10 protein-coding genes are annotated in these 12084 nt (G+C 67.9%); 5 read left to right on the top strand and 5 right to left on the bottom strand.

What is annotated here, in order from left to right:
* Positions 1-105 precede the first annotated feature (105 nt).
* Positions 106-1641 (top strand): arabinosylfuranosidase ArfA, encoded by a 1536-nt coding sequence (gene arfA, locus J2S97_RS08695; protein WP_307048358.1) that lies wholly within the window; start codon positions 106-108, stop codon positions 1639-1641.
* Positions 1642-1684: 43 nt separating this feature from the next.
* Here arfA and J2S97_RS08690 read toward each other — a convergent pair whose 3' ends face one another.
* Complete coding sequence (locus J2S97_RS08690; protein WP_307048356.1) at positions 1685-2734, bottom strand: family 43 glycosylhydrolase; 1050 nt, start codon at positions 2732-2734, stop codon at positions 1685-1687.
* A gap of 163 nt (positions 2735-2897) precedes the next feature.
* Between J2S97_RS08690 and J2S97_RS08685 the strand changes: the two genes are divergently transcribed.
* From J2S97_RS08685 to J2S97_RS08670, 4 genes are all read left to right on the top strand, one after another.
* Positions 2898-3902 carry a LacI family DNA-binding transcriptional regulator gene (locus J2S97_RS08685; protein WP_307048354.1) on the top strand — a complete coding sequence of 335 codons (1005 nt, stop codon included), beginning with the start codon at positions 2898-2900 and terminating at the stop codon, positions 3900-3902.
* A gap of 146 nt (positions 3903-4048) precedes the next feature.
* Positions 4049-5344 (top strand): glycoside hydrolase family 27 protein, encoded by a 1296-nt coding sequence (locus J2S97_RS08680; protein WP_307048352.1) that lies wholly within the window; start codon positions 4049-4051, stop codon positions 5342-5344.
* A 50-nt stretch (positions 5345-5394) separates the two neighbouring features.
* Complete coding sequence (locus J2S97_RS08675; RefSeq protein ID WP_307048350.1) at positions 5395-6021, top strand: DedA family protein; 627 nt, start codon at positions 5395-5397, stop codon at positions 6019-6021.
* A 164-nt stretch (positions 6022-6185) separates the two neighbouring features.
* Entirely contained in the window at positions 6186-7997 is a 1812-nt protein-coding gene (locus tag J2S97_RS08670; RefSeq protein ID WP_307048348.1) for an HNH endonuclease signature motif containing protein, read from the top strand.
* A gap of 117 nt (positions 7998-8114) precedes the next feature.
* Here the strand turns inward: J2S97_RS08670 and J2S97_RS08665 are convergent, their stop codons facing one another.
* From J2S97_RS08665 to J2S97_RS08650, 4 genes are read right to left on the bottom strand one after another with little or no spacing between them, the layout of a single operon-like run.
* Positions 8115-9230 (bottom strand): Gfo/Idh/MocA family protein, encoded by a 1116-nt coding sequence (locus tag J2S97_RS08665; protein WP_307048346.1) that lies wholly within the window; start codon positions 9228-9230, stop codon positions 8115-8117.
* Positions 9231-9241: 11 nt separating this feature from the next.
* The gene (locus J2S97_RS08660) at positions 9242-9940 is read right to left on the bottom strand and encodes a ThuA domain-containing protein (RefSeq protein ID WP_307048344.1); all 699 of its coding nucleotides are present in this window, start codon (positions 9938-9940) and stop codon (positions 9242-9244) included.
* A gap of 17 nt (positions 9941-9957) precedes the next feature.
* Complete coding sequence (locus tag J2S97_RS08655; protein WP_307048343.1) at positions 9958-11163, bottom strand: Gfo/Idh/MocA family protein; 1206 nt, start codon at positions 11161-11163, stop codon at positions 9958-9960.
* A gap of 22 nt (positions 11164-11185) precedes the next feature.
* The gene (locus J2S97_RS08650; RefSeq protein ID WP_307048341.1) at positions 11186-12082 is read right to left on the bottom strand and encodes a carbohydrate ABC transporter permease; all 897 of its coding nucleotides are present in this window, start codon (positions 12080-12082) and stop codon (positions 11186-11188) included.
* Positions 12083-12084: the final 2 nt, after the last annotated feature.

The following is a 12084-nucleotide window of genomic DNA, read 5'->3' as shown; positions in this document are numbered from 1 at the left end:
CGGCGCGAAGTCCGGTCAGTGGCGGTTTGCCCTTGACGGCGGCGGCCCCAGCACGAAGAATGATCTTCTATAACGTTGTAGAAGACTAGAAACGAGGATGTTTACGTGGGCACTTCCGAACACGCCACTGCCAAGATCACCCTGGACCCCGCCTTCACCGTGGGTCCGGTCCGGCGCCGTACCTTTGGCGCCTTCGTGGAACATCTGGGCCGCTGCGTCTACACCGGCATCTTCGAGCCGGGCCATCCCGAGGCTGACGCTGACGGCTTCCGTACAGATGTCCTGGAACTGACCCGTGAACTGGGCGTATCGACGGTGCGCTACCCGGGCGGCAACTTCGTCTCCGGCTACCGCTGGGAGGACGGTGTGGGGCCGGTGGAACAGCGCCCGGCGCGCCTCGACCTGGCCTGGCATTCCGCCGACCCCAACCATGTGGGGGTGGACGAGTTCGCCAAATGGTCCGTCAAAGCGGGCGTCGAGCCGATGATGGCGGTGAACCTTGGCACCCGAGGGACCCAGGAGGCCCTGGACCTGCTGGAATACTGCAACATCGACGGCGGGACGGCCCTCTCCGACCAGCGCCGGTCCAACGGGGCCGAGAACGGCTACGGCATCAAGATGTGGTGCCTGGGCAACGAGATGGACGGCTTCTGGCAGATCGGCCACAAGAACGCCACGGAGTACGGACGCCTGGCGGCAGACACCGCCCGTGCCATGCGGATGGTGGAGCCGGACCTGGAGCTGGTGGCATGCGGAAGCTCCGCCCCGACCATGGACAGCTTCGGCGAGTGGGAGCGGGTTGTGCTGACGGAAACCTACGACCTCGTGGACCTGATCTCTGCGCACCAGTATTTCGAGGACTTCGGCGACCTGCAGGAACACCTGTCATCCGGCCATCGGATGGAGGCCTTCATCAAGGACATCGTGGCGCACATCGACCACGTGAAATCGGTCAAAAAGTCCACCAAGCAGGTGAACATCTCCTTCGACGAATGGAACGTCTGGCACATGAGCCGCGACGAATCCAAGGCACCCACCGGCAAGGACTGGCCCGTGGCGCCGGTACTCCTGGAGGACCGCTACACCGTGGCGGACGCCGTGGTGGTCGGCGACCTCCTCGTCACCCTGCTCCGCAACACCGACCGCGTGCACTCCGCCAGCCTGGCGCAGCTGGTGAACGTCATTGCCCCCATCATGACCGAGCCCGGCGGCCGCGCCTGGAAGCAGACCACTTTCCACCCGTTCGCCCTCACCTCGCGGCACGCCAAGGGCACGGTGCTGCAGCTCGCCGTCGAATCCCCGCTGCTCAGCGGCGGCAAAACTGCCGACTTCGCCGCCCTGTCCGCCGTCGCCACCTTCGACGCGGACGCCGGCGAGGCCGTGGTGTTTGCCGTGAACCGTTCGGCCACGGACGCCGTCACCCTGGACGCCGCCGTCGCCGGTCTGGGGAACGCCAAGGTTGTTGAGGCGGTCACCTACACGAACAAGGACCCGTACTGGCAGGCCACGGCGGATGACTCCACCTCGGTGCTGCCCGGCGAGAACGTCAGTGTCAAGGTCGACGGCGGCCGGCTCACCGCCGAGCTACCCGCGGTGTCCTGGAGCATGATCCGCCTCTCGGTCGACGGAGTCGGGCACTAGGCCATAGGGAAGCCAGGCGCCGGAACTACGGCGTGTCTCCTAATCAGAGGCGCGCCGGATCCAGGTGGACGGGGGCGTCCAGGTCGCGCAGGCAGACCAGGACGTCCCCTTCCACGTGCAGCCGCGCCGCATGGATGCTGGTGCGCTGTTCACGGACCGCCCGGGCCGGATTCTCCAGGCCGTTGGCCATCTCCGTGTCCTGCCACTCCGGATGCGTGAAGTAGAAGATATAGGCGTGGTCGCCCTGGGTGACCACGTCGGCGTGCCTGCCGTAGGTGGCGTCGTCTACCCCGGCGCCGGGGGCGTCCAGGATGAGGCCGTTGTTGGCTTCCTGCCGGGTCCAGGCAAGGCCGTCGGCCGATCGGTGCACCGCCTGGCCGCGCCACTCGTCCGCCACCATCCAATACCAGCCGCCCAGGCGGAACACATTGGGGCCCTCGTGGGCGGGCAGCCCGACCATCTGCCCCTCGGCGCGCCAGTGGCCATCCGTTCCCGGCCGGCCGGGGCGTCCGACGGCGGTGCTGCCGCTGCCGCCGCCCGTTTCTTCCCGGCGGGCTGGTTCTTCCCAGACCGCCGACCAGGTGGTGGAGCCGTCCACTTCGTCCTTGAACCAGAGGCGTGCGCGGCCGTCCGCCACGACGGCGAAGGCGGCGTCAATGACGTTCTCGGACCCGACCTCCACCCGTCCGCCGAACTCCCACTGCTCCAGGTCGGCGCTGGTGAAGTGCACCAGCCGCCGCCGGGTCTGCTCGGCCCAGGTGCTCGGAGCGCCGGCGCCCCACGTCAGGAACATGTGGTACTTGCCGTTGTGCCACACCACCTCCGGGGCCCAGTGCGTGTTCAGGCCGGGGGAGTCCTCCGGATCGAGGCCCTCCACCACGCCGCGATACTGCCAGCTGGCGCCTGCGTCCGAGGACACTGCGATTCCGATCCTGGTGCCGGTGATCCAGTCCACCCCATCGGTGGTGAGCGTGGCGCGGCGCGCCGTGTAGAACATCCACCACTCGCCCGTGCCGCGGCGATGGATGACCGTGGGATCGGCGGCGCCGTCGAACACCGGGCAGCGGAAGAGGGGAGACGCGGTGGGCGGCATGGCGGTTCCTTTGTGACGTGCTGGCGGAGTGTGCTGGCGGAAGGCCGGTTCGAATGCCCGGCCCGCACCGATTCTATAACGTTGTATATGCTGCGGAAAGGGCAAAACCGGGGCTGGTCTGCAACGATGTAGCTGAAAGTGTTGACGGGGAAGGGAATCACCTGTGGCTGTGACCATGAACGATGTTGCGCGCGCGGCCGGCGTCTCGTTGAAAACGGTGTCGAATGTGCTCAATGATTACGAGTTCATCCGGCCGGCCACCAAGCAGAAGGTGCTCGACGCCATCGCCGAGCTGGGGTACGAGGCCAACCTGACGGCCCGGAGCCTGCGCTCCGGCAAAACCCGCATGCTGGGCCTGGTGCTCTCCGACCTCTCCATTCCCTACTACGCGGAGCTCGCCTCCAAGCTGATGACAGTAGCGTCCGGACGGGGCTACCGGGTCCTGGTGGAACAGTCGGGAGCGGCCGCCGGGCACGAGCTCAGTGCGCTCCAGGGTCCGTTCCGCCAACTCACGGACGGACTGCTGTTCACCCCGCTGGCCCTGGACGTCGAGACTATCGCCGCGCACCAGGGCAGCAAGCCGATCGTGATGCTCGGGGAGCACATCGCGGATCCGCGCTTCGACCTGGTCACCATGAAGAATGCCGAGGCGGCCGAAGCCGTCACCGCCCATCTCCTGGCCGGGGGCCGGCGCCGGATTGCCGTGCTGGGCGCGTCGGCAGGCGACACAACGGACAGCCCCGGCCTGCGCCTGAACGGCCACCGGAAGGCATTGGAGGCTGCCGGGGCGGAGTTTGATCCCGCCCTTGTGGTGCAGTGCGACTGGCGCCGCGACGGCGGGGCCTCCGCCGTCGGCAGCCTCCTGGACAGGGGCGTCCGCTTCGATGCCGTCTTTGGCCTCAACGACGCCATAGCGCTCGGTGCCATGCACGAGCTCCTGGTCCGCGGCATCAAACTACCGGATGGCGTTGCGGTGGCGGGTTTTGATGACATCGATGAGGCCCGCTTCGCGTCGCCGTCCCTCACTACGGTGGCTCCCGGAATGAAGGAAATCGCCGAACGGTCCATCCAGCTGCTCATTGACCGGATCGAAGGCATCGAGGCTGCGCCTGACGGACTCCACATCGCAGCGGGCTTCGAACTGAAGCTGCGGGACTCTGCCCCCTAAGACTCCGCCCTAAGCTGCCGGACCCAGGCTCCGGGAACTGAAGGCCGTCATCGAAGCACGCTAGGGCCCGGAGGAGGCCTTAAGGGTTCCCTTCGGGCGCAACCATCTATAACGTTGTATAAATGTTGTTGGCGCAAACTCCTCCCATGGGCTGGAACAGCTGGGACTGTTTCGGCACCACTGTCACGGAGGACGAAGTCCTCGCCAACGCCGAGTTCATGGCCGCCCATTTGGCACCGCATGGCTGGGATACCGTCGTCGTCGACATCCAGTGGTACGAACCCGATGCCAAAGCGGGCGGCTACAACGACGGTGCCGCCCTGGTCCTGGACGCTTTCGGCCGCCAGTTGCCGGCGCTGAACCGCTTTCCTTCTGCTGCGGACGGCAAGGGCTTTGCCCCGCTGGCCGCGAAAATCCATGCTCTGGGGCTGAAGTTCGGGCTGCATATCATGCGCGGAATACCGCGCCAGGCGGTCCGCGACCGGCTCCCCGTTGCCGGCACGGCGTTCACTGCGGACCAGGTGGCGGACACCGGCTCGGTCTGCGACTGGAATACGGACAACTTCGGCCTGGACCACAGCCACCCCGGCGCGCAGGCCTACTACGATTCGCAGCTGGCACTTTTCGCGGAGTGGGGCGTGGACTTCGTCAAGGCGGACGACATGCTGGGGCCGTACTTCGCTGCCGAGATCGCCGCGTACCAGGACGCAATCGCGAAATCCGGCCGGGATATGGTCCTCAGCCTCTCGCCCGGACGGGTGCTGTCCCTCGCGCACCTTGAGCACCTCCGTTCCAACGCCCAGATGTGGCGAGTCTCGGACGACCTCTGGGACAAATGGGACGACGTCGAGGCCCAGTTCGCGCGCATGGCGCGCTGGGCGCCGCACCAGCGGCCGGGGGCCTGGGCTGACGCGGACATGCTGCCGGTGGGCAGGATCGCCCACCGGGCGGAGCGCGGCCCCGAACGCCTCACCCGGCTTACCGTCGACGAGCAGCGCACCATGATGACGCTCTGGTGCATTGCCCGCTCGCCGCTCACGCTGGGCTGCGACCTGCCCTCCTCGCCGCCCGAGACCATGGAGCTCCTCACCAACACCGACCTGCTCGATGTCCTCAAGGCGAGCCGCAACAACCGCGAACTCCTCCGAGACGGTGAGCTGGTGATCTGGGCGGCTGAGAGCACGACGACGCCGGACCGTTTCGCCGCCGTGTTCAACACCGGGGGTGTACACCTTGAAGCGGCTTTGCCACTGGCGGATCTTGGGCTCGGCGGGAAAGCCTCGTGGGATGCCTGGTCCGCGGTTGAAGCGTGGTCCGGGGAGGACAGCCGGGCCGGGACTGCGGCCTCTGGAGGCGCCTTGCACTGCACGGTTCCCCCGCACGGCGTCCGGTTCCACCGGTTCACGCCGAGGTGCGGAGCGAGGGGTGGCTGCGCCGCGTGACCCGGATGAAAGTACTGACGAGCGCCGGCTGAACTGCCACACTGTTCCTGATGCAGGCATTCTTCGATGGGCTCCTCAACGCCAGCCCGCTGCTGGTGGCCTGTGTTGTGTTCGCGCTGGTTTTCGCCGAGGACGCCCTCTTCATCGGCTTCGTCATCCCCGGGGAAACCGCGGCAGTGGTGGCCGGCGTGTTCGCGGCAAAGGGCGGCCTCCCGCTCGCGGCGATGATCGCGGTGGTGGTCTCCGCCGCGATCCTGGGCGACACCGTGGGCTACGAAATTGGCAAGCACTTGGGACCGAGGCTGATTTCATGGAAGATCTTCGACCGGAAGCGCCCCCAGCTGGACAAGGCCCGGGAGTTCCTCAAAAGGCGCGGCGCACCGGCTATCTTCCTGGGCCGCTTCACCGCGTTCTTCCGCGCCGTGATGCCGGCATTGGCCGGCCTCAGCGGCATGCCCTACCGGCGGTTCGCGCTCTGGAACATCACCGGCGGCGTGCTGTGGGGGAGCCTGTTCGTGACGCTCGGCTTCCTTGCCGGAGACCTGTACGACGAGGTGGCCCGCACGGCCGGCGGCGCCGCCGCCGTCGTTGTGGCCGCCGCTGCCGTGACACTGCTGGTCGTCTGGAAAATCCGCCGGCACCGGGCCGCAAAGCCGGCGCCCAGCCGGGAACGATAGGCGTCGACACCAGGCCACTGCGCAACGATCACACACGCTAGTAAATGCGGAGTGGGGTGGGGCCTCCGCATGTTCAAAAGAGGGTCGCGATCACGGTTTTGCAGGGCCGTTTCGGGCAGGCCTATTTTGTCGGTGCCAAGTGAGAGAGTTATGCCATGGAGGCCATGGGGGAAGATCCAGCAGGAGGCGCAGGGCCGTGGGCGCTGTTGCCCCCGGCCGCTGGGCCCGCCGTGCTTCCCGGTGCACGCTTCCGTGGCCTGCGCAGGGTCCCGCCCGTGACGGAGCAGGAAGTTGGACTAGGGGCTGCTTACCGTTCTGAGGCGGCGTCCGGCGGCGGCGGTTGCGGTGATCTGGCCCGCTGCGTTGAGTTGTTGCGGGGTTTGGGGTCGAGGGCGGTTGCGGACGCCGCGTTGCTGGATTTTCGGGCGGCTGCTGCTTTCGCCGCCCGGGTCGAGGAAGCTGCCCGGAGCCTGGAGTTTTTGCAGGTGGTCGCGGCCGGGGCGGTGGACCGGACCCGGCGGGAGGCTGCGGTGGCTGCGCGTTCCGGGCCGGGTTCGGGGTCCGGGGCGGCGGCCGGGTGGGTCACGGGCTGGGGAGACGAGACGGCGGCAGTAGAGGGGCCGGTGGGCTGGACGGCCCGGGCTGACGGGTGGATCACCGGTCCCGGACCCGCTGTGGCGGCGGAGGTGCCCGAACCAACTCCTGCAGTCGTGAGGGCCGCTGTGCCGGGGCTGACCCGGGATCCGGCGGATGACGGGTGCCGGAACGCGGCCGAGTTCCTCCGGGACAGTTTGCGGATCGGCATCGCCGAGGCCCGCCGCCGCCTCAGCCTCGCCGGGACGGTGCTTCCGCGGACCGGGATCAGCGGGCACATCGAGCCGCCGGAACGGCCCGTGCTCGCGGCCGCCGTCGCCGCAGGGACTGTGGCGTCCCGGTCCGCGACCATCATCACCCTGGCCCTGGAGAAGGTCCGGCACCACGCCCCCGAGGAGACCGTGGCCCGGATGGAACACCAGCTGACCCGGCAGGCGGTGGAGAGTGATGCCGATCTGCTGTCCCGGGTCGCCCGGCGCTGGATCGAGGGGATCGACCAGGACGGGTCCGAACCGTCCGAGGAAGAACTCCGCCGCCGCCAGGGTGTGTTCCTGCGGCAGGCCCGCCGCGGGCTGCAGCACATCGAAATCTTCGCGACCCCGGACCAATGCGAGCCCCTCCTGACCGTGATGAACACCGCCACCAACCCCCGCACCCGCATGCTGGACGGCACAGGCGCCGCGCCCGATGATGCCCTGGACTTGCGGACCCGCCCCCAGCGGCTCCTCGACGGCCTGGTCGGCGCCACCAAAGCGTCCCTCACCACCGGAGCTCTGCCCGCGGCGGGCGGGTTCAAGCCCCAGGTCATGGTCACCATCGACTACCGCGACCTGCTGGACCGGCTGGGCCGCCTCAACCCGGATACCGGAACCCCAGGCCCCGGACGCACAGCCCCCGGCCCCGGCCCCGGCCCCGGGCGCGGCAACGGCGCCGAGAGCAGCACAGGCACCGGCATCCCGGGCACGGGGTCGTTCGCGTTCACCGGCCCGGTCAACGCGTCCACGGTCCGGAAGATCGCCTGCGATGCCGACATCATCCCCGTCCTGCTCGGCAGCGAAGGCCGCATCCTGGACATCGGCCGCACCACAAGGATTTTCCCGCCGCACATCCGCAAAGCCATCACCGCCCGCGACCAGGGCTGCGCGTTCCCCGGCTGCACGATCCCGGCACCCTGGTGCGAAGCCCACCACATCACCTACTGGTCACACGGCGGACCCACCGGCACCGATAACGGAACCCTGCTCTGCTCCCATCACCACCATTTGATCCACAAGGAACAGTGGCACATCCAGGACAAAACCGGGGTCCCGTGGTTCATCCCGCCACCCCACATCGACCCGCGCCAAAAACCAAGGCGAAACAACTACTTCAGACTCGAGTGAGGCTGTGGAGTTGCCCGCCCGCTTTCCAGCCTTTGTGCGGCCAGAGCTGTTGCCTCTGTGCCTGCCCACGCTGTCGCCGCTGTGTCCAATACAGCTAAACTGCGAGGTCCAATACAGCTAAACTGCGAGGTCGGTCAGCGGCACCGCCTCGGGCCGCGTGCACCGGCTGGCCACCTTCACCGCCTGCCCCAAAGCTGCCGATTCCAGTACGGATTCCATCACCTCGAGCACATGGAAGGCGAGCTCCCCGCCGGCCCGCGGCTCCTCACCGGCCGGAGTCCGGGCGAGGTCGTGCAGCCCGTAGCCGCGGGCTGAATCCACATATCCGGCCGAGACGGGAAGCACCTCCCAGCCCTCACCGCCCAGGCTGCGGAGCTTGACTTCGCCGTCGAAGTGGTTGGGATCGGGCACAATCAGCGAGCCGGTTTCGCCGTGGATCTCCAGGTTGGCGGACTGCGTGGCCACCGCGTCGAAGCTCATCACCAGCGTGGAGAGCGCGCCGGATTCATGCACCAGCACCCCTGTGACATGCGTGTCCGTGCCGACCGGAACGGTCTCGCCGGCGCGCGGCCCTGTGCCGATGGTCCGGCTGCTCCGGGTGTGGCTGGCCGCTCCGATCACGGAGGCCACCGGGCCGAGCAGCGTGACCAGGGCGGAGACGTAGTACGGGCCCATGTCCAGCAGCGGCCCGCCGCCGGGCAGGTAGTAGAAGTCAGGATGCGGATGCCAGCGCTCATGCCCGGGCGTCACCATCGTGGCCGTCGCTGAGATCGGCGCCCCGATCCGGCCGTCGTCGATCGCCTTGCGGGCGGTCTGGATGCCGGTCCCCAGCACGGTGTCCGGCGCGCAGCCGACGACGACGCCCGCGGCCGCTGCGGCCTCGAGCACCTTGCGTGCCTCTTCAGTGGTGGCAGCCAGCGGCTTTTCGCCGTAGACCGCCTTCCCTGCGGCGATGGCACGCAGTGCGATGTCCGCATGGGCTGCCGGGACGGTCAGGTTCAGGACCAGGTCCACCTCCGGGTCCGCGAGCAGCTGGTCCACGCCCAGCGCCCGCACGCCCGGTTCCCCGGCCGCTACGGCCTCCGCGCGGGAGGAATCGAGGTCCGCCACGGCCACCAGCCGGACGGTGGTGAGCCGCGGGAACGTGGCCAGGTAGGCGGCAATGATGTTGCCGCAGCCAACCACTCCGATCCTCAGCGGCGACTCCCGCGGTGACGCAGACGGTGACTCCATTGCGGTGTTTCCTAGCGGCTGGCCCACAGCATGCCCCTTTCGATGATGGTGCGGACGTTGTTGTCCTTGAGGATCTCCACGCTGTGGCCGGGCGTCGCCACGAAGATCCTGCCTTCGCCCCACGACCGCGTCCACACCGCCGGCGAGACCACGTCCCGGTGCCACGCATCCTTTTCCCGGGCGGGCAGCGTGGTGGTGGCCAACACGTCGATGTAGTCGTCGGACAGCACCCAGTACTGTTCGGTGAAAAGTTCAAAGTCGCCAATTCCCGCGGTGATCGGATGCTCCGCCGCGGCGGGGAGCATGTTCACCGTGTACGTCCGGAAGTTGTCCGTCGCGTCCCCGTGCAGCTCGCCGTGGTCCTTGACCGGGTGGCAGGCAAACTGCCCGCCGATCAGGTGCAGGTAGTCGGAGTTGTTCCGGTACGAATCGGCGATGCCGCCGTGCCAGCCGGCCATTCCGGTGCCGGCTTCGATGGCGGAGCGGAGCCCCTCGAATTCAGCCTTCTCGATGGTGGTCATGGTGTTGCACTGCAGGATCAGGTCCACGCCGGCCATGTATTCGGCGTCCGCGTACACCGCCGTCGACTCCTCCACCCGCACGGTGAAGCCCTCTTCGCGGAGGAACGGAATAAAGAGATCGGTGGCTTCGACGGGCTGGTGGCCGTCCCAGCCGCCCCGCACCACCAAAGCGTTTTTTGTAGCAGTCATTGTTATGTTCCTTCTCGTCAGTCCACTGAAGTCCAGCGGGAATCCTTGTCTGCGCTCTGTTCCACTGCCGCCAGCACCCGCTGCACCTGGAGGGCATCGGCGAACGACGGCGCGGGCTGGGTTCCGGCCCCGATGGCCGTCAGCAGGTCCACCACCTGATGGGTGAAGCCGTGCTCGTAGCCGAGCCCGTGGCCCACCGGCCACCAGTTGCCCGTGTACGGGTGGTGGGCCTCCGTGACGTTGACCCGGCGGAACCCGAGCGACTCCGGGTCGGCGCCGCTGCCGCCGTCGTAATAATTGAGGTAGTTCATGTCCTCGAAGTCGAAGGCGATGGACCCGCGGGAGCCGTTCACTTCAAGCCGCATGGCGTTCTTCCTGCCGAGCGCGGCCCGGCTTGCCTCGAAGACGCCGATCGGGCCGCCGTCGAACCGTGCGCTGAAGATCACCGCGTCGTCCACGGTCACCGGTCCGCGCTCGACGTCGGCACCGACAGCGCCGTTCCCGCCCAGGCCCACGAAGTCGCCGCCCACGGGACGTTCCTTCGTGAAGGTTTCCATGATGGCCGAGACGCCGGTGATGCTCTGGCCGGTGACGAACTGGGCGGCGTCGATGCTGTGCGCGCCGATGTCGCCGAGGGCCCCGGACCCCGATTTTGCCTTGTCCATCCGCCACGTCAGCGGGGCGTTCTCATCCGAAAGCCAGTCCTGCAGGTACTGCGCCCGCACCTGGCGGATGGTTCCCAGCTTGCCGTCGCGCACCATGGACCGGGCCAGGGCGAGGGCGGGGGTGCGCCGGTAGGAGTAGCCGCACATCGCGAAGACACCGCGTTCCGCGGCCTCGGCGGCAACCTCGGTCATCTTTTCGGCCTCCGCAACGCTGTTGGCCAGCGGCTTCTCGCAGAGCACGTGCTTGCCCGCCTGCAGCGCGGCGATGGCGATCTCCGCGTGGGTGTCGCCGGGGGTGCAGATGTCCACGAGGTCGACGTCGTCCCGTTCCACCAGCGCACGCCAGTCCGTTTCGGTGCCGGCCCAGCCCAGGCGGCGGGCGGCGGCGGCCACCCGGTCGCTGTCGCGGCCGGCGAGCACACTGAGCTCGGGGACCAGCGGAAGGTCGAAGAAACGTGGCGCCGTGCGCCAGGCGTGCGAGTGGGCGGCGCCCATAAACGCGTGGCCCACCATGCCTACCCGGATCGGCGGGGTATCTGTGCTTTGCGGCGTACTCATAGGTGTGTTCTCCATTGACGGGCTACTTACTGAAGCCGGCGGTGAGTCCGCTCAGCAGCTGGCGGCGGCCCACGACGTACAGGACAAGGATGGGCAGGGTGGTGAGGACCACGGAGGCCAGCACCGCGGGGATGTTCACGCTGTATTGGCCCTGGAACGTCCAGAGGGCCAGCGGAAGCACGCGCAGTTCCGGGCTCTGCGTGAGGATCAGCGGGAGCAGGAAGCCGTTCCACACGCCCAGGCCGTTGTAGATGGCCACGGTGACTATGGCGGGCTTCACCAGCGGCAGCGCAAGCCTCCACATGGTCTGCCATTCGTTGCAGCCGTCCAGGCGCATCGACTCGAAGAGCTCGTCCGGCACGTCCCGGATGAAGTTGGCCAGGATCAGCACCGTGAGCGGGATGCCGAACGCGATGGACGGCAGGATCAGGGCCAGGAGGCTGTCGTAGAGGTTGAGCCGGATGATGAGCAGGTACACCGGGATGATGGTGGCCTGCAGCGGAATGGCCAGGCCCATGAGGAACAGGCCGTTGACCAGCTTCAGGAACCGGCCGCGCCCGCGGACGATCGCGAAGGCCGCCATGAAGGAAAACAGCACCGTGGGCAGGACGGCTCCCGCCGTCACCAGCGAGCTGTTGAGGAAATACCGTGCGAAGTCGGCCTCCAGCACCATCCGGTAGTTGTCCAGCGTCGGGTTCGACGGCGGTGCCAGCGGGTTCTCGCTGAAGTATCCCGCCTGGCTCTTGAAGCTGGTGATGACGATGTAGTAGATGGGGATGATGATGACGGCGAGCCAGATCCAGCCGCCCAGTCCGCCCGGAAGGTTCAGTTTCCGGATATGGCGGCCCGGGCTCCGGTTGGGGGCCGGCTCCGTAGGCTTGAGGGCCGCAGGCGTTGCTTTGGTGAGGGTGACGCTCATGG

The sequence above is a fragment of the Arthrobacter oryzae genome (genome assembly GCF_030812315.1).
Taxonomy (GTDB): domain Bacteria; phylum Actinomycetota; class Actinomycetes; order Actinomycetales; family Micrococcaceae; genus Arthrobacter; species Arthrobacter oryzae_B.
Note: the sequence above shows the minus strand (reverse complement) of the source record. Positions and strands in the feature narration are given on the sequence as shown.